Origin of the sequence: Blastococcus sp. Marseille-P5729 (assembly GCF_900292035.1) — a bacterium.
GTDB lineage: Bacteria > Actinomycetota > Actinomycetes > Mycobacteriales > Antricoccaceae > Cumulibacter.
In genome coordinates, this window is sequence record NZ_OMPO01000001.1 from 652,177 (window position 1) to 673,698 (window position 21,522).

Below are 21,522 nucleotides of genomic sequence, written 5' to 3' on the forward strand. Positions count from 1 at the left end.
GTCTCCATCGCCGTGTCGTCTACTCCCACCCTGGCCCGTCGTTCGATGAAACTCAACGCTGCATCTCGAACGACACCCACCGCGGTCGACTTCTCATCCTGCCAGATCTGAGATATATCTCTGATCCGACCATCGTGGTCGCTCAACGGTGGCCAGCATCGCTGTTGCCATGCACTTAAGCCGAACGTATGTTGAGTGCTGCACGTCACTTCCCAAACCTACTCATTGCGACACGGAGGACTGGCCATGACTGATTCCCCTTCGATGAGCGAAGTGCTCAAGGACTGCCCCAAGAACTGGGGGCGCTGGGGCGAGGACGACGAGGTCGGCGCGCTGAACTTCCTCACCGCAGAAGAGGTGCTGCGCGGCGTGCAGCACGTCAAGCAGGGCAAGGTCTTCCCCGTGCAGCTGAAGATGGGCGACCCGAACGGTGACCCGGTGTGGCCGGGCCGGCGCGCCGCGGAGCGGCTGATGGTCATCGACGAGGGCAACTGGATCGGCGGCAGCGCTCCCGAGTTCCCCGGCGGTCTGCACTACGCCGATGACTTCATCACGGCGTTCCTGCAAGGCTCCACGCAGTACGACGCATTGGGTCACGTCTGGTACGACGGCGAGATCTACAACGGCTACGACGCGAAGACCACCATCGGCGGGTTGAAGAAGGCGTCCGTGCTACCGATCGCCGAGAAGGGCATCGTGGGACGCGGCGTCCTGCTCGACATGGCCCGCTACCGCGGCAAGGACCGGCTCGAGAAGGGCGAGACCTTCACCCACGAGGACCTCGAGGCGTGCGCCGAGAAACAGGGCATCACCATCGAGAAGCACGACATCATCCTGATCCGCACCGGCTTCCTGGGGTCCTTCCACGAGGACGGTCCAGTGAAGTTCTACGACGGCTTCAACGAGCCGGGCCTGACCTTCTCCAAAGAGCTCGTCGAGTGGTTCCACGAGCGGGAGATCCCGAACCTCGTGACCGACACCATCGCCAACGAGACGACATACGAGCCCGACACCGGGGTGGCGTTGCCGCTGCACTGCGCACTGATGCGTAATCTCGGCGTCACGTTCACCGAGATCTGCGATCTGGAGGCGCTGGCGGAGGACTGCGCGTCCGACAACCAGTACGCCTTCCTCTACGCGGCCGCTCCGCTGAAGATCGTGGAGGGCACGGGGGCCCCGGTGAACCCGATCGTCGTGAAGTAACGAGGGGACTACCAGCATGACCGGAACCTACGACTCGAAGCCTTGGCTCCAGTACTACGGCGATCTGCCACCTGAACTCGCGGTCAGCACCGACTCGATGCTCGAGGTCTTCAAGCAGAGCGTCGAGCGCGCGCCGGACGCCGCGGTAATCAAGTACTTCGATGGGGTCATCACCATGGCCGAGCTCGACCGCGTCACCGACGCGATGGCCGTCGGGCTGCGGGAGCAGGGCTTCGAGCGTGGGGACCGGCTGGCGATCATGCTGCAGAACACCCCGCAATGGCTGATCGGCGCCGTCGGCACCTGGAAGGCCGGCGGCATCGCGGTCGCGGTCAACCCGATGAACCGGGAGCGCGAGGTCAGCTACATCGTGCAGGACTCCGGAGCCACGGCGATCCTGTGCCTGGAGTCCATTTGGCAGGACGTCGTGTCGAAGGTGAAGTCGTCCGACCTGAAGATCGCGCTGACCACCTCGGAGCTCGAGTACCAGACCCGGAACGACGAGCGCATCTTCAAGGGCATCGAGCGAATCGACTGCCCGGGCACGACCAATCTCGAGAAGATGATCAAGGAGCACGACGGCGCGAAGCCAGAGCCGGTGGAGTTCTCCGGCGACGACATCGCCTTCCTGACGTACACCTCCGGCACGACCGGCGAGCCGAAGGGCGCGACCAACACCCATCTGAACATGGTGCACAACGCCATGGCCTACCGCGACTGGATCAAGCTCGGGCCCGAGGACGCGGTGTACGCGGTCGCGCCGCTGTTCCACATCACCGGCCTGATCGGTCACCTGGCCCTCGCCCTGCTCGTGCCGCTGCCGTGCGTGCTGACCTACCGCTTCGACCCGGCGGTCACGCCGGAGGCGATCGAGGAGCATCAGTGCACCTTCACGATCGGCTCGATCACGGTGTTCATCGCGCTGATGAACTCCCCCGACGTGAAGCCCGAGCAGCTGAAGTCGCTGCAGAAGGTGTACTCGGGAGGAGCGCCGATCCCGCCCGCCGTGCTGGAGGCATTCGAGAAGAAGTTCGGTCTCTATATCCACAACGCGTACGGGCTGACCGAGACCACCTCGCCGACGCACTTCGGTCCGCTCGGGCAGAAGGCGCCCGTCGACCCGGACTCGGGGGCGACCAGTGTCGGCGTCCCGATCTTCGGCACCGTCGTGCGGATCCTCGACGAGGACGGCAACGAGATGCCCGCCGGGCAGGTGGGCGAGCTGCAGTCGGAAGGCCCGGGTGTCGTGCCCGCGTACTGGAACAAGCCCGAGGCCACCGAGCAGGACATCCCCGGCGGGCGCCTCAACACCGGCGACGTCGGGTTCATGAACGAGGACGGCTGGTTCTTCATCGTCGACCGCAAGAAGGACATGATCAACGCCTCCGGCTACAAGGTGTGGCCGCGCGAGGTCGAGGACGTCCTCTACACCCATCCCGCCGTCCGCGAGGCCGCGGTGGTCGGCATTGCCGACGACTACCGGGGCGAGACGGTGAAGGCAGTCGTGTCGCTGCAGGCGGGCCAGCAGGTGACCCCCGAGGAGCTGACGGCCTTCTGCAAGGAGCGGATGGCGGCCTACAAGTACCCCCGCATCATCGAGATCATCGACGAGTTGCCCAAGACCGTCTCGGGCAAGATCCTGCGTCGCGAGCTGCGTCACTAATATCGCTCGGGTGACTACCGGGGAGATCGTGCTGATGCTGGTCGGCGGTCTCCTCGGGGGCGGCATCAACGCCATCGCTGGCGGCGGCTCGCTGGTCGTCTTTCCTGCCCTGCTCGCCACCGGAATGTCCCCGTTGCAGGCCAATGTCACCAACTCGGTCGCGCAGTGGCCGGGCTATCTCGGCGGAGTGCTCGGGTTTCGCCGAGAGCTGACGGGCCAGGCGCACCGCGTGCGGCAGGTCGTCGTCGCGGCCGTGATCGGGTCGGCGATCGGGTGCGCGCTGCTGCTGATGCTGCCGTCGTCCGCCTTCGATGCCGTCGTCCCGGCACTGGTGCTGCTGGCCGCGGTCATGCTGTACTTCCAGCCCCGGCTGAAGCGGTACGCGACGGCACGGCAGCAGTCGAAGTCGGGTCCGGAATGGGAGCTGCCGGTCGCGGTCGGGCTCGGCGCCGTGTACGGCGGCTACTTCGGCGGCGCGCTCGGCGTCATCCTCCTCGGGGCGCTGGCGCTGGTCTCCCCTGACACGCTCCAGCGCAACAACGCGCTGAAGACCGCGATTTCGCTGGTGGTGTCGACCGTGACAGTGGTGGCCTTCGCGTTGTTCGGCCCGGTGGACTGGCTCGCCTTCGCGATCACCGCGCCATCAGCCCTCGTCGGCGGCGTACTGGGGGCGAGGACAGCACGCCGGATCCGCGACGACATCCTGCGCTGGGTAGTGATCCTGCTCAGCGTCGGCGTTGCAATCTGGCTGATCGTCGAGTCCCTCGGCTAGAGCTCGCCGAGGTGGCTGATCTCGTTGACGAGCTTCACCACGGTTCGTCCGTCGTAGTAGTCGATCCTCGAGAGCGAGCACAGGTCGAGATTGATGCGGCGGGTGATCGCCAGCCCGCCGAGTGCCTCCCCCAGCAGCGCCTTGATGGGCGTGACATGGGTGACCACCAGGACCCGCTGCCCGTCGTGCTCCTTGCGCAACCTGTTGCGGACGGCGGCAACTCGCTCCAGGCACGCGGCCTGGCTCTCTCCGCCCGGCGGGGCGAGGTCCGTGGCCGAGGACCATCGTGCGAACGCGTCACCCCCGGCACGCTGCGCCTCACCGAAGGTGAGGCCCTCCCACTCTCCGAAGTCGACCTCGCGCAGCTCGTCCTCCACGATGACCGGCACGCCGGTCACCGCGCTGACGGCCTCGGCCGTCTCGCGGGCTCGGCGCAGGGGTGAGCAGTAGATCGCGTCGATCCTCTGTGCACCGGCGATGCGAGCCGCGGCCGCCGCGGCCTGGCGGGTGCCCTTCGCGGTTAGCGAGAGGTCGGTGCGGCCGCTGAAGCGCCGTTCGAGGGATTGCTCGGTCTCGCCGTGCCGCAGCAGTACCAGGCTGAGGTTCGGCGGCGGTCCGGGATGAGCGGTCAGCAGCGATGCGGCGGGCTCGTCGGCCGGCTCCGGATCATCGGCGCGCTTCTCGGTCGGCTGCGGCATCTCGCCCGGCTCGGCCACCCCGCGCACGGGCACCGGTGCGGACGGGGCCGCAGTGCGATGGACGTCTTTCTTGCCGGCGGCATCCATCGCCTCGTTCGCCAGCCGGTCGGCGTGTGAGTTCTCCGCACGTGGGATCCATACCAGCTCGACCCGGTCGAGTTGGTCGAGCAACCGCCGCGCCTGAAGGGCCAGAGGCTTCATCGCCGGGTGCTTGATCTTCCATCTCCCGGACATCTGCTCGATGACGAGCTTGGAGTCCATGCGCATCTCCAGCTCGGTGATACCCAGCTCGAGTGCGGCCTCCAGCGCGGCGATCAGACCGCGGTACTCGGCGACGTTGTTGCTGGCGGTGCCGATGTACTCCGAGCGCTCGGCGACGACCAGCTCTGCCTCGGTGTCGAAGACGACCGCGCCGTAGCCGGCCTTGCCGGGGTTGCCCCGCGACCCGCCGTCGGCCATCGCCACATATCTGAACGGGCCGCTCACAGCCCGGACTCGTTAGTGCGGACCAGGATGCAGCGGCAGGACTCGCACCGCACGATCTCACTGGGCGCCGCGGCCCGGACCGCGGCGAGCTCTGATCCGGCGAGCTCGAGGCGGCAGCCGCCACACCGCCGCTGGGTCAGCAGGGCAGCTCCGGGGACGCCGGTACCTCGGATCTTGTCGTAGAGCGCGACCAGCTCATTGGGGATGGTGCTCGCGATCGAACTGCGCTGGGTCTCGGTCATCGACGTCTGCTGGTCGATCTCCGCCCACTTCTCGTCGCGCTGGATCAGCGCGGAGGCACGGATCTCCTCGACGGCCTGGCGGGCCTTGCCCACCTCCTCCAGCTGGGTGTCGAGCTGCTCAGCACGCTCCATGAGCTCGAGCTCCTGGTCCTCCAGCAGCGTCTGACGCCGGTGCAGGGTCTGCATCTCGTGCTCGAGCGCGGTGACGTCCTTAGCGCTGCTGACCGCGCCGGAGTCGAGTCGCTGCTGGTTGCGCTCGATGCGCTTGCGCACACTGTCGATGTCGCTCTCCAGACGCTGCATCTCTCGCCCCAGGTCGTTGCGGGCGGTCTCGGTGTCGATGACGTCACCCCGCGTCGCACTGAGCTGCTGATCGGCTTCCTCGATGGTCTTCAGCTGCGGGATGGCGCCGCGCTCATGACGCAGCCGGTTGAGCTGCTTGTCGACATCGGCGAGCTCGAGCAGCCGCAGCTGCTCACGGGGTTCGATCTGCACGGAGCCCACCCTACCCGCAGCCCGCGCCGTCCTCCGGCGGTCGAGTCAGGCCCGGACGGTCCACGGATCGGTGCAGATCTCCGACACTGAGGTCTGCAGATCAGGACCGAGCCGCTCGGTCAGGATCCGGGCCACGAGCGGCAGCCAGGTCGACTCGGTAGCCCAGTGGCCGGCGTCCACCAGTGCCGGGCCGCCGTCGGCGAGGTGCTCACTCGCGGGATGGTGCCGTAGATCGGCGGTGACATAGGCATCGACGCGTGCGCGGGCCGCGTCCGCCAGGTGGCTGTCGCCTGATCCGCCGAGCACGGCCACGCGGCGAATCTCACGGTCGGGATCGCCGGCCGCGCGGATGCCGACCGGCGCCGCCGGTAGCGCCCCGGCGAGATGCGCGGTGAACGTGCGCAGGGTCATCGGCGTCGCCAGCTCCCCGACCCGTCCCAGACCCTGGTCCGTCGGCAGCGGCACCATCGCGAGGAGATCGAAGGCCGGCTCCTCATAGGGATGGGCGGCCCGCAGCGCTTCGATCACCGCCGTACGGCGCCGCGGCTCGAGCACCATCTCGACGCGGGTCTCGGGAACCTCCTCGGCCCGTCCCCGCTCCCCGATCGCCGGGTTCGCGGCCTCCCCCGGCGTGAAGGTGCCGACGCCGGTGCCCAGGAAGGCGCATCTGGAGTAGTCGCCGATCGCGCCCGCGCCGGCGTCCGCGAGCGCATCGATGACTTTCGATGCATCGTCATGCGGGACGAAGGTGACGATCTTCTCGAGCCGGAGCTCGTTGGCCGGTACCAGCGGCGTGGTGTCGCGCAGTCCGACGGCGTCCGCGAGCGCGTCATTGACCCCGTCGCGGGCGCGGTCGGCGTTGGTGTGGGCGTTGAACAGCGCAAGGTCGTTCTTGATGGCCGCACGTAGGATCTGCCCCTTGGACGTCGTCGACGGGATCTGGCTGGCGCCCCTCAGCAGCAGCGGGTGGTGGGTGAGCAGCAGATCGGCGCCCGACGCGATCGCCTCGGCGACAGTCTGCGCAGTGGGATCGAGCGCGAGGTGCACGTGCCGGACCGGCTGGTCCGGATCACCGCTGATCAGGCCCACGCTGTCCCAGGACTCCGCGAGCGCGGGCGGGTACAGCTCGTCGAGTACGGCGATGACGTCGGCGAGTCTCATGGCTCCGATTGTGCCAACCCCCTGTCGTTGCCCTCCAACAGCGCGCCATTACCTGCACGGGCGTTCCTCCCGGGATCTGGTGCAGCACGCGTTCAGGCCCCGGTCGCCTGCGCGCCTCTAACGAATGGGCTTCCGTTCGGGCTCAGTCCAGGGCCGCCAACAGGTCCGCGATTCCTGGATAGGTCGAGTCATCTGCGATCACCCGTTCGAGGTCTTTCCGCGCCAGCGCCTTCTTCCCCTGTTGTGCATTTAGGATCGCGCGTTCTAGGAGGGCACGGTGCCGGATAGCGGGATCAGTCGAGCGGCGCTTCAGCGCCTCTTTGAATGCCTCCTTTGAGGCGTCAGGCATTCCGAGCTCGCGTAGAGCTACGGCACGCAACATCAGCAGGAAGGCGGATTGGTCGTCCGCGTTAGCCGTACCGTCGGTCAATTTGACTACGTCGTCGTGCCGTCCGGCGTCCGAATACAGTTCCGCGAGCGAGATCGCGGCAGTGTAAGTCGGATCGAGCTGTTCCACTGTGTCGATGGCCAAGTCCAGACGACCTGTGCCCTGACCGATTTCTGCGAGCGCAAGTCCAATAGCCTCGCGGCTCATCGGCAGTTCGGCGGTGACGCCGGGGGCGATCTCCAAAGACACCTCGGTAGCGTTCATGTATTTCTTGAAGAAGGAATCGTCTGTTGGCTCGATCCCCGCGTTGAACGCGAACCCAAGGCAGCGTTCCGCGCGCTCGTAATCCTTCCCGGCGTATGCGAGAAGGCCCGAGACGGCGGAGGCGATGGGACGGTACTCCGCGTGCGACATGCCGATCTGCTCTATCTCCGCGGCGCGCTGCTTGCCGAACACCTCTGCATGCAGCGCCTTCTCCCCCGCGGGGGCAAACAAGCCTGGTTTGTTCGGTTTCGTCGACTTTCCCACGGGCACGCCCCGAACCGCGGAACGCGAGGCAGATCCGCGAGAAGATCGGCCGCCGGCGACAGTAGAAGAATGGGAAAGCCCCGTGCCCGGGATTCCGATCGTTCGCGTTACTCCACCGCGCGCCGTTTTCGTGACGCGGTAGCCCTTCCCGCCCGCCGAGTAACTCACCCCCGATTTAGAGACAGTCATGCGGACGCCCGGGGCGAGCTTGAAACTCTTGCGCATTCGAAATCCCATGTCAGCGAACATAACCGACCTGGGAAGGAAACCGGTCCGATCGACAGGCTTCGGACCCGGAAGGACTCCGTGACTCCCTTGCGCAACACCGACTCGCAGTGGGTCACAAAACCGGCCGACGCGGCGAACATCAAGCTCATGCGCGAGAATGGTGCAACCGGCGCATTCCTCATTGGCAAGCGTCGCCATGGATGTGCTGTTCGGCCCGGCGTGCACCGCGTCTCATCGAGCGCGATTCCGGCCGACCCGGCGCTCGTCGACGACTGGTCGCAGATCCGGCTGAAGGTCCGCGAGGCCGAGCACATCCTCGCATCCAGCCAGGCCGGCGGCCTATTCGACAAGAACCTTGCCAAGCTGCGCGCCGAAGGCCGCTACGACATCAAAGTCGGCGGGCTCCGGGCACTCGCCGTTGTCCACCTCGCCGCGTAAGCGGCGCCGTGAACGGGCGTGGCCGGGTGCATTCCTCCCCACCCGGCCACGCCGACCACGAATCACTAAGACTTCGACTGCTCCCGTGCGATACGGCGAGCCTCAGCGCGAAGCGCCGAACGGTCAACCTTCACTCCGGCAGAGGTCAGTTCGCGTTCGAGCTTGCGGAGGATCTCGTCCTCACTCGCACCCGCGCGAACCGATACCTCACTCGGCAGCTTCTTCGTCACGTCGCGGAGCACCTTGTCTAACGCGCCCTTGTTGAACTCAACGTCGCCCACTATCACGCACCCACTTTCCGTAATCGGGCCGGCTCGTTCGGTGCCGATGTGGGGAAACCTAGCCTGATCACCCGACACTAATGCGGTTCGGTGCACCGGCAAACCGGCGGACGTCGACTTGGGGGGAACCGGCAACTCGGCCGCTGAGCCTCTCAGCGGTGAGATGAATCGCGGAGCAGGGCATTGAAACTGTCAGCGGCGCAGCCTAGATTGGGTTCTACCGAGACCCGCTGTCCGAATAGTCGTCCTCTGGCGCGCGTGCTCCTGATCTGGAGCTAGGGCAGCGGGTCGCCTGTTCTCCGCTACTTGCAGAAGTGCCACAAGGTGCCCGTCGGATAGTAGGTTCTCGGTCGAATTAGCGCCAGGTGCTTCGGGTTGGCCTTCTTGTGCGTTCGACAGCCACGATTGATTGCGCCCGCGATCATGTCCGCCAATTGGATCCCGATGTTGGCCCGCGAGTCGTCGAACTTCACTGTCGCGATTGTGCCGGGTGTCTCGCGGTTGACCATTCGGGTCAGATACTCGGAGTCCTGGACGCCGAATGCCTTCGTATCCTGACCGTCGATGATGATCTTCGCGTCGGTGATCTGTCCGAAGTTCTTCGTCAGCAACATGCGTAGCGCGTAGGCTTTGAGCGCCTGAGGCTCCGACCGCAATTTCGTGCTGTAGATTTTCGCTTTGTCGATGACAATCGCCCGCACATCGAAATTGATCGTCGCGACGTGGGCGAAGAACGCATCCTTGACGCTCTCCTTCGTCGAGCTGTACTTGAACTCTCGCGTATGTCTGGTCGCTGTCCTGCACACGGCGACTTGGGCCGCGAGTCTCTGGATTTCGAATGGATCGCGAAAGATGCAGGCAGCCATCACCAAGTGGCTCGTTGAGCCCTGACCGATCTTCAGACCTCCGTCTCCGGAGTCATCTATGAATACGTGCAAGTCCGGTCGAGCCCCATTCGAATTCCGCCTGGTGTCACGTCGCGTGCTCAACTCTATTCAGCAAGAAGGACGCAAACTGCCCGCCCCCCGATGGGGCGGGCAGTACGGCTGTCGGCGATGGCTGTAAGCGCGATTACCGCGCGGCGTCGAACGCCTCGACGAGCTCAGACAGCGCTTGCGCAGGCACGCGATCTTGGTCGACCGTCAGCGCGGTCACCTCGACGTACACCAGCGGTTCGCCGAGCTGGCCGTCGGTGACGGTCTGTTCGAGCGTGATCCGGCACGGCTTGCCGTCGTCGTCGACGGGTACGGCGTCGGCCGTGCGTGAGTGCCACGTCATCGGCACTTCGTCGGCGTGGTGCATGCTGGTCTACTTCGCCCACGCGGGCTGATGCTCGATCGCCTGCTCGAACTCCGCGACTGCCTGCGCGTTCGCGCTGAGGTCGTGCTCGCTGGCGATCTGCCAGAACTCGTCGGGCTCGACCGGGCAGACGTAGCCGTGCTCGGTGTGCTCGATGATCCGGTCGGCAATCGCCTCGATGTCGTAGTCGGCGACCCGCCCCGTCAACGGCTCGATGATTGCCCGCTGAATAGCGACGGTCCGGGTCACGTAGGTCGTGCTCATGGGTGCTGTTCCTCCCTGCCGGTCGGGAGTATCCAGCGCCGCCGGTTCTGGCACGAATCTGGCACGAGGTCTGCTCTCGCGAGCATTTCCCCAGGTCAAATTGGTGGGCGTAACAGGACTCGAACCTGTGGCCACTCGCTTGTAAGGCGAGCGCTCTACCAACTGAGCTATACGCCCCGGCATTCGGCCGCTTGAGTGTACTTGGCACGGCGTCTCGGCGTCGCTCCGCCTAGCGGCTCCGCTCGCTCGACGACCGTGGCGACGCCTCACTCGGCGCGCGGGGCGGCTCGCTCGACGACCGTGGCGATGCCTCACTCGGCGCGCGGGGCGGCTCGCTGGACGACCGTGGCGATGCCTCACTCGGCGCGCGGGGCGGCTCGCTCGACGACCGTGGCGATGCCTCACTCGGCGCGCGGGGCGGCTCGCTCGACGACCGTGGCGACGCCTCACTCGGCGCGCGGGGCGGCTCGCTCGACGACCGTGGCGACGCCTCACTCGGCGCGCGGGGCGGCTCGCTCGACGACCGTGGCGACGCCTCACTCGGCGCGCGGGGCGGCTCACTCGACGAGCGTGGATTACCTCAGCCGCAGTAGTCGGTGGCGTTGTTGACGGCGGTGCGGTAGGCCGTGAGCTCGACCGCGATGCCCGACTTCAGGCCCTCGACGATCTTGGCCATCTCGGCGACGATCGCCTGCACGTGCGAGATGAGCGTGGCATCGACGATTGTCGGCAGCTGGGCGTTGAGCTGGTCGATGTAGCCCTGGACCTCGTTCGCCAAGCCTTCGCGCTGCTCGGCCGTCGGGGTGATCCCGGACGAGGCGAGTTCCTTCCAGCTGTCGAGGAAGCCCTTGGCGGTCGTGAGTGCCACGGCACACTGCTTCTTGAGCTCTTCCTGCGGATCCGCGCTCGCGGACCCCGAGGACGACGAGGACGACGTCACGGTGCCCGGCGCGTAACCGGCCGTGCCCTGCACGGTGGTGACGCAGCCGGCGACCGCAGACACGCCGAGCGCGCTTGCTGCGACGCCGACGGCTGCTCGTCGGACCACTGTCAGGAACACCTGTTGTCACCTTCGGTCGCGGCTGCGGACAAAGCGAGGTCGCCGTTCAGGTTAGTCGAACAGATATTGAGCCCGCAGGCCTGGCCGGTGTGGGACTTCCGATATCTCGGCCATGGTTCGAGTATCCGGCGCGAACCGCATAGATTGGGGACACCGCATCCGCGGCCCTGCCACACCAGGGCGTGGACCGCGAGCGACCGATCGATGCCAGCGCCGAAGGAGAACCCATCGTGGCACGAGATCCCAAGGAGACCGCCGACGATCTGCAGCCGTCGGCTGACCCGCATGCCGACGACATCACCCTGATCGGCACCGCCCCGGAAGATCGCACGCAGATCATCACCGACGGCATGGCGGCGCAGATCTTCGACTCCGACCCCGAGGAGACGAAGGAGTGGATCGACTCCCTGGACGCCGTCATCGACAACAATCCGCACGGCGAGATGCGTGCCAGACACCTCCTGCTGCGGGTCAACGAGCACGCCCGCAAGCGCGCCGTCGGAATCCCGGCGCTGCGTTCCACCGACTACATCAACACCATCCCGCCGGCCGAGGAACCGCAGTTCCCTGGCGACGAGGACATCGAGCACCGCTACCGGCAGTACCTGCGCTGGAATGCAGCGATGATGGTGCACCGCGCCCAGCGGCCGGGTATCGGCGTGGGTGGGCACATCTCGTCGTACGCGTCGTCCGCCGCGATGTACGAGGTCGGCTTCAACCACTTCTTCAAGGGCCGGGATTCCGAGGGCGGTGGCGACCAGATCTACTTCCAGGGCCACAGCTCCCCCGGCATCTACGCCCGCGCCTACCTCGAGGGCCGAATCGACGAGAATCGGATGGACGGCTTCCGGCAGGAGCTGTCGCACAAGCCCGGACTCCCGTCGTACCCGCACCCCCGCTTGATGCCCGACTTCTGGCAGTTCCCGACCGTCTCGATGGGTCTCGGCCCGCTTAACGCCATCTACCAGGCGCGCTTCAACCGCTACCTGCACAACCGCGGCATCAAGGACACCAGCAACCAGCATGTGTGGGCCTTCCTCGGCGACGGCGAGATGGACGAGCCGGAGTCGCTGGGCGCCATCGGGCTGGCCGCCCGCGAGGAGCTGGACAACCTCACCTTCGTCGTCAACTGCAACCTGCAGCGCCTCGACGGCCCGGTGCGCGGCAACGGCAAGATCATCCAGGAGCTGGAGTCCTTCTTCACCGGGGCCGGCTGGAACGTCATCAAGGTCGTGTGGGGACGCGGTTGGGACGACCTGCTCGCCCAGGACACCGAAGGTGCGCTGCTGCACATCATGAACACCACGCCGGACGGCGACTATCAGACCTACAAGGCCAACGACGGCGCCTTCGTCCGCGAGCACTTCTTCGGCCGCGACCCCCGCGCGCTGAAGATGGTCGAGGGCATGACCGACGAGCAGATCTGGAAGCTGCAGCGCGGCGGCCACGACTACCGCAAGCTGTACGCGGCGTACTCACGCGCCGTGGCCCACCAGGGCCAGCCGACCGTGATCCTCGCCAAGACCATCAAGGGCTGGACGCTGGGCTCGTCCTTCGAGGGCCGCAACGCGACCCATCAGATGAAGAAGCTGTCCAAGGAGGACCTCAAGGCCTTCCGGGACCGGATGAACATCCCGATCAGCGACGACGACCTCGACCCCTACCTGCCGCCGTACTTCAAGCCCGCCGAGGACTCCCCGGAGATGAAGTACCTGCAGGAGCGACGCCGGGAGCTCGGCGGCGGCATCCCCAAGCGGCTCACCAAGCACAAGGCGCTGCCGATGCCCAAGGACGAGCGGTTCGAGGTGATGTCCCGCGGCTCGGGCAAGCAGCCGGTCGCGACAACCATGGCTTTCGTGCGCCTGGTCCGCGAGCTGTTCAAGGACCCCGAGATCGGCAAGCGGATCGTGCCGATCATCCCCGACGAGGCACGCACCTTCGGCATGGACTCGTTCTTCCCCACCCAGAAGATCTATTCACCGCACGGCCAGCACTACACCTCGGTCGACTCGGACCTGATCCTGGCCTACAAGGAGTCCACCGACGGCCAGCTGCTGCACGAGGGCATCAGCGAGGCCGGTTCGACCGCATCGCTGACCGCCGCCGGCTCGTCGTACGACACGCACGACGAGCCGATGATCCCGATGTACATCTTCTACTCGATGTTCGGCTTCCAGCGCACCGGTGACGGCTTCTGGGCCGCGGCCGATCAGATGACCCGCGGATTCGTGCTCGGCGCCACCGCCGGCCGCACCACCCTCAACGGCGAGGGCCTGCAGCACGAGGACGGCCACTCGATCCTGCTGGCCTCCACCAACCCCGCGGTGGTGTCGTACGACGCCGCGTTCGCGTTCGAGCTCGGCCATATCGTGAAGGACGGCCTCGCCCGGATGTACGGCGACGGCGCGGACGGCCGCGACCAGAACGTCATGTACTACCTGACGATGTACAACGAGCCCTACCCGCAGCCGCCCGAGCCCGAGGGCACGGACGTCGAGGGGATCCTGAAGGGGATCCACCTGTACTCCGAGGGCATGACGGACACCGGACGCCCGCGCGTCCAGCTACTGGCCTCCGGCGTCGGGGTCAACTGGGCGCTGAAGGCGCAGCACATTCTCGGTAAGGACTTCGCGGTGGACGCCGACGTCTGGTCGGTCACGTCCTGGAACGAGCTGCGCCGCGACGGCCTGGCGTGCGACAGCCACAACCTGATGAACCCCAACGAGAACCCCAAGGTCCCGTATGTGACTAGCAAGCTCGCGGACCGCGAGGGGCCGGTGGTCGCGGTCAGTGACTACATGCGCGCGGTACAGGACCAGATCCGCCAGTGGGTGCCGGGCCGATTCAACTCGCTGGGCACCGACGGGTTCGGGCTGTCGGACACTCGCCCGTCGCTGCGGCGGCACTTCCGCGTGGATGCCGAGTCGATCGTGCTGCAGGCGCTCACCGCGCTCGCCGAGGAGGGCCAGTACGACCGCTCCCAGCTGCAGCTGGTGATCGACAAGTACGGCGTGGACGACCCGACCAAGGTGGAGGAGGACCACTCCGGTGGCCTGACCTGAGCCAGGCCGCTGCGGGCCGTTTACTCCTTCCGAACGACGGGCGGGGCCGCACCGCAGAGTCGCCCGGCAGCCTGCCGGACGACGACCGCGAGCAGCATCGCCCACGCGAAGGCGAGCGCGAACCCGGCCAGTACGTCGCTCAGGTAGTGCACCCCGAGCGCCATGCGGGTGAACCCCACGACGACCGGCAGGGCGGACGAGAGCACGATGACCGCGACGCGCGCCACGCCGCGCAGGCTCATCCCGACCGCGCACGCGACGATGATCGCCACCACCATCGCCCCGCCCGAGTGACCACTCGGGAAGGAGCTCTCCTGGAAGGTGAGCTCCGGGTCGGCCCCGACGGGCCGGGGCCGACCGATGATCGCCTTGGCTGCGGAGCTCACCAGCCCATAGCTAAAACCACATAGCCCCGCCCAGGTCGCGACCGCGACCCGCCGACGCAGCAGACCCACGATCACCAGCGGAGCGATCACGAGCGTGCGGAAGATCGCCTCTCCCCCGCGGGTCAGCACGCGCATCGCGCTCCACCGCCCCGCGTCCTGCGACGCCCAGGCCCACAGGGACGGCGTCAGGTCGCCGTCCAGCCAGGTCGATGCGCCGTCCGTCGCAACGACGAGCAGCACCAGCAGCAGGAAGCCGGCGAAGGCTGCGCCCGCAGCCGTCACCATCCGGCGTCCTGGCCACCACCCGTCGAGCATGCTCCTGCCTCGCCATCCCCACCTGCGGTGGGTTCTACCTAGATGTAGCGAGACGAAACGTACCGCAGGCGGGAAGGGGTGATGCTGGCCCTAACACGGCGCGGGGTGCTGGCAATACTGCCGGGTAACGGCCAGGGTTGAACTCGTGATCGCGATTGTTGCGCCCGGACAGGGCTCTCAGACTCCCGGAATGCTCACCCCCTGGCTCGAGCTGGACGGCGCTGAGGAGACCGTCGCCGCGATGTCCGAGCTCAGCGGGCTCGACCTGAAGCGGCTCGGCACGACGGCGGACGCCGACGAGATCAAGGACACCGCCGTCACCCAGCCGCTAGTCGTATCACTGGCGCTGCTGGCCTTCGACGCCCTGCAGCCCTCGGGCGATCTTGCCGTCGCCGGGCACAGCGTCGGCGAGATCGCGGCGGCGGCGATGGCCGGCGTCATCGCGAAGGACGAGGCGGTCAAGCTCGCCGCCGTCCGCGGCCGCGCGATGGCCGATGCCTGCGCGGCCGAGGACACCTCGATGGCGGCCGTTCTCGGCGGCGACGAACAGGAGGTGCTCAGCACGCTGAGCGGCCTGGGACTCGATCCGGCAAACCGCAACGGCGGAGGCCAGATCGTCGCTGCGGGACCGGTCGATGCCATCGAGGCGCTTCGCGAGAACCCGCCGGCCAAGGCCCGCGTCATGCCGCTGTCGGTCGCCGGCGCCTTCCACACCCGCTTCATGCAGCCGGCCCAGGACCGCGTCGCCGAGCAGCGCGCGGCCCTCGAGGCCACCGACCCGTCGTACACCCTGCTGTCGAACGCCGACGGCAAGGCTGTGACCTCCGGCACGGAGTTCCTCGACCGGCTGGTCACCCAAGTGACCAGCCCAGTGCGGTGGGACCTGTGCATGCAGACGATGCTCGAGCTGGGTGTCGAGGCGATCGTCGAGCTGCCGCCCGCCGGAGCGCTCACCGGCCTGGCGCGCCGCGGCATGAAGGGCGTGCAGAACCTCGCCGTGAAGACCCCGGACGACCTCGACGCCGTCCGGGAGCTGCTCGGCTGATCATGCTGCAGACCACCCCTCCACAACACGCAGCCATCGAGGCGTTCGGTGCCTACCGTCCCGCGCGCGTGGTCACCAACGACGAGCTCGCGACGCGCGTCGACACCAGTGACGAGTGGATCACCACCCGCGTCGGCATCAAGGAGCGCCGGTACGCCGCCGCCCACGAGACCGTCGTGTCGATGGCCGTGGAGGCCGGCCGCGACGCCCTCGGCAAGGCCGGGGTCGCGGGCGGCGAAGTCGATCTGCTCATCGTGGCCACCTGCACGGCGCCGTCGCAGCTGCCCAGCGCGGCCCCGCAGGTCGCCCACCTGCTCGGTGCCAGCGCTCCCGGCGCGTACGACGTCAACGCCGCCTGCGCCGGGTTCTGCTACTCACTCGCCCAGGCCTCGCACGCCATCCAGGCCGGGGCGGCGCAGAAGGCGTTGGTGATCGGCGTCGAGAAGCTCACCGACTGGATCGACCACGACGACCGGACGACGAGCATCATCTTCGCCGACGGAGCCGGCGCGGCCGTCGTCGGTCGATCGGGCGCTCAGGGAATCGGACCCACGGTGTGGGGGTCGGCCGGCGACCGGCCGGAGGCCATCATCATCCGCAGCCGCGATCAGCTGCTCGAGATGGACGGCCGTGCGGTCTTTCGCTGGGCGACCACGGAGGTCCGCGCCGAGGTCGACCGAATCTGCGGGGCCTCGGGGCTGAGCCTGCGCGACATCGACATCTTCGTGCCGCACCAGGCGAACATGCGGATCATCGACAACATGCTGCGGGCGCTGGATTTCCGCGACGACGTCGTCGTCGCGCGTGACATCGCCCTGGCCGGGAACACCTCGGCCGCCTCGATCCCACTGGCGATCGACACGCTGCTTGATGCCGGTCAGGCCACCAGCGGCGATAAGGTTCTCACGATCGGTTTCGGCGCGGGTCTCACCTTCGCCGGGCAGGTCTTCGAGATGCCCTAGCGAAAGAAAGGAACCAGTTATGGCTACCACCCAGGAGATCCAGGACGGCCTTGCCGAGATCCTCGAAGAGGTTGCGGGTGTCATGCCCGAGGACGTCGCGCCGGAGAAGTCGTTTACCGACGACCTCGACGTGGACTCGCTGTCCATGGTCGAGATCGCCACGGCCGTCGAGGACAAGTGGGGCGTCGCGATCCCCGACGAGGAGCTCGCCAACATCAAGACCGTCGGCGATGCCATCACCTTCATCGAGAACAATCAGTAGTCCTTCGCGCTCACGCGTACAGCCGACGCGGGTGCCTGCTCCAGCCTGGACAGGCACCCGCGTCGCAACCACCCGACCTTCGAGGAGAGACCCGTGACCGACGTCGTCATCACCGGGCTCGGAGCGACCACGCCGCTGGGCGGGGACGTCGAAAGTTCCTGGAGCGCCCTGCTCGCTGGGCGCAGCGGGGTCAGCCTGCTCACCGACGACGCGTACGCCGACGTCCCCTGTCGGCTCGCGGGCCGGTTCGCAGACGCCCCCGGCAACCACATCGACCGACCGAAGGCCCGCCGCCTGGACGTCTCACAGCAGGCCGCCCTGGTCGCCGCACGCGAGGCGTGGGCGGCCGCGGGCGCTCCCGAGGTCGAGGCCGAACGGCTCGGCGTCGTCGTCGGCACCGGCATCGGCGGCGCGGTCACCCTCCTGGCCCAGGACGACGTCCGCGAGGAGCGCGGTCCCAAGCGCGTCTCGCCGTACATGGTCCCGATGCTGATGCCGAACGGGCCGGCCGCGACCGTCGGGCTCGAGGTCGGCGCGAAGGCCGGCGTCCACACCACCGTCTCCGCCTGCGCGTCCGGCGCGGAGGCACTGCAGCTCGGTCTCGACCTGATCCGCGCCGGCCGTGCCGACGTCATCGTCGCCGGCGGTGCGGAGGCCTGCATCCATCCCACGCCCTTCGCCGGGTTCGGGATGGCGCGGGCGATGTCGACCCGCAACGACGACCCCGAGGGCGCCTCAAGGCCCTTCGACACCGGCCGCGACGGTTTCGTCATGGGCGAGGGCGCAGCGATCATGGTGCTCGAGAGCGCCGAGCACGCCGCGGCACGAGGCGCCCAGGTCATCGCGCGGCTCGCCGGCGCCGGAACCACCTCGGATGCCTACGACATGGTCGCCCCCGACCCTGCTGGCTCCGGCGCGGCCCGCGCGATCACCCTCGCGCTGCGCGACGGCGGCATCGAGCCCTCCGCCGTCCACCATGTCAACGCGCATGCCACCTCCACGCCGGTCGGCGACATCGCCGAGGCCGCGGCGATCCGCGCCGCGATCGGCGACCATGCGGCAGTGACCGCCACGAAGGCAGCGACCGGGCACATGATGGGCGCTGCGGGCGCGGTCGAGGCGCTGTTCGCGGTGCTCGCCGTCCGCGACCAGGTGTGCCCGCCGATCAGGAACCTCGAGGACGTCGATCCGGACGAGAACGTCCAGGCCCTCGACCTCGTGCGCGGCGCGGCCCGCCAGATGGAGATCGGTGCCGCGATCAGCAACTCGTTCGGCTTCGGCGGCCACAACACCGCCGTGCTGTTCACCAAGCCGTAAGGGAGCCCCCCGTGAGCACCACCGCGCCGACGATCGAGCAGACGGTCGACCCACGCGACCCGATCACCCGGCTGGCGGCCCTGTTCGACCCCAACACGCTCGAGCTGGCCAACCGCCGCGAAGAGGCCACAGGAGTCGTGTGGGGCCGCGGCAAGGTCGACGGTTCGCCCGCGATCGCCTTCTGCTCCGACGCCACCAAGATGGGCGGCGCGATGGGCTCGGAAGGCTGCGCCAACATCGTCGACGCGATCGAGACGGCCAACCGCGAGCGGATCCCGTGCGTCGGCATCTGGCACTCCGGCGGGGCGCGCCTCGCCGAGGGTGTGGAGGCCCTCGACGCCGTCGGCCAGGTGTTCGCCGCGATGGTGCACGCCTCCGGACGCATTCCCCAGATCTCCGTCGTCCTCGGGCCGGCGGCCGGTGGGGCGGCGTACGGTCCGGCGCTGACCGACGTCGTGGTGATGTCCGGCAACGGACGGGTGTTCGTGACCGGTCCCGAGGTGGTTCGCTCGGTGACCGGGGAGCAGGTCGACATGGAGGCCCTGGGCGGGCCGGACGCGCACGGCAAGAAGAGCGGCGTGGTCCATATCACCACCCCCACCGACGAGGACGCCCTGCACACCGCGCGGCAGCTGGTCGACCTGCTGGGCGAGCAAGGCAGGTTCGATTTGCAGAAGGCCGAGGAGAAGCCGTCGCTTGAGACAGCGCTTCCGGAGTCTGCCCGGCGCGCGTACGACGTCCGCCCGGTGCTGCGGGAGTTGATGGACGACGAGCTGCTGGAGATCCAGCCGCGGTGGGCTCCGAACATCGTCTGCGGTCTCGGCCGGCTCGCCGGCCGCACCGTCGGCGTCGTCGCGAACAACCCGATCCGGCTCGGGGGGTGCCTGGATTCCAACAGCGCCGAGAAGGCAGCGCGCTTCGTGCGGATGTGCGACTCGCTCGGCGTCCCGCTCGTGGTCGTCGTCGACGTGCCCGGCTATCTGCCCGGCGTCGGGCAGGAATGGGACGGCGTCGTCCGTCGCGGCGCCAAGCTGCTGCACGCCTTCGCCGAGTGCGTCGTGCCGCGGGTCACCGTGGTCACCCGCAAGGTGTACGGCGGTGCCTACATTGCGATGAACTCAAAATCGCTCGGAGCGACGCGGGTGTTCGCCTGGCCGACGGCGGAGGTCGCGGTCATGGGCGCCAAGGCGGCGGTCGGCATCCTGCACCGCAAGACCCTGGCCGCCGCGCCCATCGAGGAGCGCGAAGCGCTGCATGACCAGCTCGCTGCCGAGCACGAGAAGGTCGCCGGCGGCGTGGACCGGGCGCTCGCGATCGGCGTCGTCGACGAGGTGATCGAGCCCGCGCAGACCCAGATCGGTCTGGTAAAGGCGCTCGCCAGCCGCCCCGCCGGCCGCGGCATGCACGGGAACATCCCACTATGAGAACGGCCTCGTAGCCACGAGCCGCTGGGGCGGCCGGCCTGCCCGCTCGGGTCTACGAGGCTGCGGTTATCCAGGTGACCGGCGCACCGTCGCCGCCCTCGCGGTAGACCTCGAGTTCGGCGTCGAAGCTCTGCCCCGTGAGCTGATCGAGCCCGTGCTGGAAGTCCTCGATGGTCTTGGCCGTCTCACGCAGCGCACGCAGCTGGTTCTCCGAGACCACGATGTCCCCGTTCACGCCGATCTGGGCGCGGAAGATGCCGCGGCCCGGGAGGTAGGCGATGCGCTCGCCGTCCGTGCCGGCGGTCGGCTCCTCGGTCACCTCGAAGACCAGCATCGGCCACGCCTTCAGCGCCGCGGCGATGTTGTTGGCCGAGCCGGAGGGACCTTGCCAGACGAGCTCGGCACGGAGCTCCCCGGGGGCAGCGGGCTGCGCCGTCCACTGCATCTTCACGGGGCACTTGAGGGTAGCCGAGATGGCCCATTCAGCATGCGGCGTCAGCGCCGGTGGTGCCGAGTGGACGAACACAACGCCACGCGTATGCATCGCAGCCCTCCCGAGTCGATCGGACGTCTTCCCCAACGCCGGTGACTGAAGTGGTGCGTGTGACACGTGTTCTCGTTGTGCACTCATTGTGACGCACCGGCGCCGTTCGCGCCAGCCCACATGGTTTGATAGTGCGCAGCCCACCGCCGTACGCCGAGGAGCCCCATGCGATTCCGCCGCAACCGCGACGAGCAGCCGGTCGACGACGCCGCCGGCGAGGTCGACAAGGATGCGGTTCACGAAGCGGAGCCGACTGAGCACGCCGAGCCCACCGAGGACGATCTCCACGCCGACTCGGATGGCGACGCGGAGGAAGACCGGGACGTCGAGGACGATGACGAAGACCGGGGCGACGACGAAGACCGGGACGTCGAGGACGACGTAGAAGACCGGGACGACGAAGACGACGAGGAGGACCTCTACGAGGACCCCAAACCGACCGGCCGGTTCGCGTGGCTGAAGGCGCGCAAGCGCAAGATCGAATACGGCCCGGACTTCACCGTCAAGGTCGCCACTCTCCCCGATCTCGAGCGCTTCCCGGAGGACGGCCACGTACACCCGGAGATCGTGCGCTCGTGGATGGCGTTGCAGCAGTTCGGCGAGGCGATGCTGCTGGTGTCCTGGGTCAAGCGCGCCCCGGTCGGATACGTTCTGGTCTCATGGACCGGCGACTGGAACGACGAAGTCCGCGCCGAGTATCCCGACGTCCCGGCGCTGACCAACCTGTGGGCCGATGAGCGCTATGTCACTGAGGACGTCGAGCGCAAGCTAATAGAGGCCGCAATCACGGTCTGCGAGAAGCAGGGCAAGGATCGGCTGCTGGCGACGATCGAGTCCACCAATACCTCGGTCCGCGACCACCTCGAGGAGCTCGGCTTCGAGGACACCGGGGTGACGACGTCCGAGAGATACGTCTACCGCGACGCAGAAGGCAAGAAGCGCCGAGGCACACACGAGAACGTTGTCCTGCTCAAAGAGCTCTGAGCACCGGCCTACGTG

22 protein-coding genes, 1 tRNA gene and 1 pseudogene are annotated in these 21,522 nt (G+C 67.7%); 11 read left to right on the forward strand and 13 right to left on the reverse strand.

Annotation, left to right across the window (positions count from 1 at the left end):
* Window positions 1–246 precede the first annotated feature (246 nt).
* Genes DAA40_RS03150 through DAA40_RS03160 form a run of 3 tightly spaced genes read left to right on the forward strand, consistent with a single transcriptional unit; the run spans window position 247 to window position 3,638 of the window.
* Complete coding sequence (locus DAA40_RS03150; RefSeq protein WP_106848253.1) at window positions 247–1,203, forward strand: cyclase family protein; 957 nt, start codon at window positions 247–249, stop codon at window positions 1,201–1,203.
* 16 nt (window positions 1,204–1,219) lie between these two features.
* Entirely contained in the window at window positions 1,220–2,866 is a 1,647-nt protein-coding gene (locus DAA40_RS03155) for a class I adenylate-forming enzyme family protein (RefSeq protein ID WP_106848254.1), read from the forward strand.
* A gap of 10 nt (window positions 2,867–2,876) precedes the next feature.
* Window positions 2,877–3,638 (forward strand): sulfite exporter TauE/SafE family protein, encoded by a 762-nt coding sequence (locus DAA40_RS03160; RefSeq protein ID WP_234356217.1) that lies wholly within the window; start codon window positions 2,877–2,879, stop codon window positions 3,636–3,638.
* Here DAA40_RS03160 and DAA40_RS03165 read toward each other — a convergent pair.
* The 5 genes and pseudogenes from DAA40_RS03165 to DAA40_RS16930 all read right to left on the reverse strand — a co-directional run.
* The gene (locus tag DAA40_RS03165) at window positions 3,635–4,822 is read right to left on the reverse strand and encodes a bifunctional RNase H/acid phosphatase (protein WP_234356218.1); all 1,188 of its coding nucleotides are present in this window, start codon (window positions 4,820–4,822) and stop codon (window positions 3,635–3,637) included. The genes DAA40_RS03160 and DAA40_RS03165 overlap by 4 nt on opposite strands.
* Complete coding sequence (locus DAA40_RS03170) at window positions 4,819–5,559, reverse strand: zinc ribbon domain-containing protein (RefSeq protein ID WP_106849233.1); 741 nt, start codon at window positions 5,557–5,559, stop codon at window positions 4,819–4,821. The genes DAA40_RS03165 and DAA40_RS03170 overlap by 4 nt, the downstream gene beginning before the upstream one ends.
* Before the next feature lie 45 nt (window positions 5,560–5,604).
* Window positions 5,605–6,720, reverse strand: coding sequence for a Nif3-like dinuclear metal center hexameric protein (locus tag DAA40_RS03175; protein ID WP_199849479.1), 1,116 nt, complete (start codon window positions 6,718–6,720; stop codon window positions 5,605–5,607).
* A 142-nt stretch (window positions 6,721–6,862) separates the two neighbouring features.
* Window positions 6,863–7,636, reverse strand: coding sequence for a lipopolysaccharide assembly protein LapB (locus DAA40_RS03180; RefSeq protein WP_234356219.1), 774 nt, complete (start codon window positions 7,634–7,636; stop codon window positions 6,863–6,865).
* 84 nt (window positions 7,637–7,720) lie between these two features.
* Window positions 7,721–8,062: pseudogene (locus tag DAA40_RS16930) on the reverse strand (DUF4236 domain-containing protein); the annotation flags it as partial.
* Between DAA40_RS16930 and DAA40_RS03185 the strand changes: the two are divergent.
* Complete coding sequence (locus tag DAA40_RS03185; protein WP_106848256.1) at window positions 7,952–8,302, forward strand: hypothetical protein; 351 nt, start codon at window positions 7,952–7,954, stop codon at window positions 8,300–8,302. The pseudogene DAA40_RS16930 and the gene DAA40_RS03185 sit on opposite strands and share 111 nt — an antisense overlap.
* Window positions 8,303–8,367: 65 nt before the next feature.
* On the opposite strand, the gene DAA40_RS03190 is transcribed toward DAA40_RS03185, so the two are convergent.
* From DAA40_RS03190 to DAA40_RS03215, 6 genes are all read right to left on the reverse strand, one after another.
* Complete coding sequence (locus DAA40_RS03190; RefSeq protein ID WP_158716204.1) at window positions 8,368–8,589, reverse strand: hypothetical protein; 222 nt, start codon at window positions 8,587–8,589, stop codon at window positions 8,368–8,370.
* 296 nt (window positions 8,590–8,885) lie between these two features.
* A complete protein-coding gene (locus tag DAA40_RS03195; protein WP_370430632.1) occupies window positions 8,886–9,572 on the reverse strand; it encodes a DUF3800 domain-containing protein in 687 nt (228 codons plus the stop codon).
* Between the two features lie 82 nt (window positions 9,573–9,654).
* Window positions 9,655–9,885, reverse strand: coding sequence for a hypothetical protein (locus tag DAA40_RS03200; RefSeq protein ID WP_106848259.1), 231 nt, complete (start codon window positions 9,883–9,885; stop codon window positions 9,655–9,657).
* Between the two features lie 6 nt (window positions 9,886–9,891).
* Window positions 9,892–10,146, reverse strand: coding sequence for a hypothetical protein (locus tag DAA40_RS03205; protein ID WP_106848260.1), 255 nt, complete (start codon window positions 10,144–10,146; stop codon window positions 9,892–9,894).
* A gap of 101 nt (window positions 10,147–10,247) precedes the next feature.
* A tRNA-Val gene (locus DAA40_RS03210) sits at window positions 10,248–10,323 on the reverse strand.
* Between the two features lie 403 nt (window positions 10,324–10,726).
* The gene (locus DAA40_RS03215; RefSeq protein ID WP_106848261.1) at window positions 10,727–11,206 is read right to left on the reverse strand and encodes a hypothetical protein; all 480 of its coding nucleotides are present in this window, start codon (window positions 11,204–11,206) and stop codon (window positions 10,727–10,729) included.
* A gap of 350 nt (window positions 11,207–11,556) precedes the next feature.
* Between DAA40_RS03215 and aceE the strand changes: the two genes are divergently transcribed.
* The gene (gene aceE / locus DAA40_RS03220; RefSeq protein WP_106849235.1) at window positions 11,557–14,268 is read left to right on the forward strand and encodes a pyruvate dehydrogenase (acetyl-transferring), homodimeric type; all 2,712 of its coding nucleotides are present in this window, start codon (window positions 11,557–11,559) and stop codon (window positions 14,266–14,268) included.
* Window positions 14,269–14,288: 20 nt separating this feature from the next.
* On the opposite strand, the gene DAA40_RS03225 is transcribed toward aceE, so the two are convergent.
* Window positions 14,289–14,969 carry a phosphatase PAP2 family protein gene (locus DAA40_RS03225; protein WP_106848262.1) on the reverse strand — a complete coding sequence of 227 codons (681 nt, stop codon included), beginning with the start codon at window positions 14,967–14,969 and terminating at the stop codon, window positions 14,289–14,291.
* Between the two features lie 145 nt (window positions 14,970–15,114).
* Between DAA40_RS03225 and DAA40_RS03230 the strand changes: the two genes are divergently transcribed.
* From DAA40_RS03230 to DAA40_RS03250, 5 genes are all read left to right on the forward strand, one after another.
* Window positions 15,115–16,014 carry an ACP S-malonyltransferase gene (locus tag DAA40_RS03230; RefSeq protein ID WP_106848263.1) on the forward strand — a complete coding sequence of 300 codons (900 nt, stop codon included), beginning with the start codon at window positions 15,115–15,117 and terminating at the stop codon, window positions 16,012–16,014.
* 2 nt (window positions 16,015–16,016) lie between these two features.
* Entirely contained in the window at window positions 16,017–16,976 is a 960-nt protein-coding gene (locus DAA40_RS03235) for a beta-ketoacyl-ACP synthase III (RefSeq protein WP_106848264.1), read from the forward strand.
* 19 nt (window positions 16,977–16,995) lie between these two features.
* Window positions 16,996–17,238 carry an acyl carrier protein gene (locus tag DAA40_RS03240; protein ID WP_106848265.1) on the forward strand — a complete coding sequence of 81 codons (243 nt, stop codon included), beginning with the start codon at window positions 16,996–16,998 and terminating at the stop codon, window positions 17,236–17,238.
* Window positions 17,239–17,331: 93 nt separating this feature from the next.
* Window positions 17,332–18,555: a beta-ketoacyl synthase gene (locus DAA40_RS03245; RefSeq protein WP_199849481.1), complete on the forward strand. Its 1,224-nt coding sequence runs from the start codon at window positions 17,332–17,334 to the stop codon at window positions 18,553–18,555.
* A gap of 11 nt (window positions 18,556–18,566) precedes the next feature.
* Window positions 18,567–19,979: an acyl-CoA carboxylase subunit beta gene (locus DAA40_RS03250; protein WP_106848267.1), complete on the forward strand. Its 1,413-nt coding sequence runs from the start codon at window positions 18,567–18,569 to the stop codon at window positions 19,977–19,979.
* A 52-nt stretch (window positions 19,980–20,031) separates the two neighbouring features.
* Here the strand turns inward: DAA40_RS03250 and DAA40_RS03255 are convergent, their stop codons facing one another.
* On the reverse strand, window positions 20,032–20,523 hold the full coding sequence (locus tag DAA40_RS03255) for a DUF3145 domain-containing protein (protein WP_106848268.1): 492 nt from the start codon (window positions 20,521–20,523) through the stop codon (window positions 20,032–20,034).
* A 165-nt stretch (window positions 20,524–20,688) separates the two neighbouring features.
* Between DAA40_RS03255 and DAA40_RS03260 the strand changes: the two genes are divergently transcribed.
* Window positions 20,689–21,507, forward strand: a complete 819-nt coding sequence (locus DAA40_RS03260; RefSeq protein WP_106848269.1) for a hypothetical protein — start codon at window positions 20,689–20,691, stop codon at window positions 21,505–21,507.
* The last annotated feature ends 15 nt before the right edge of the window (window positions 21,508–21,522 follow it).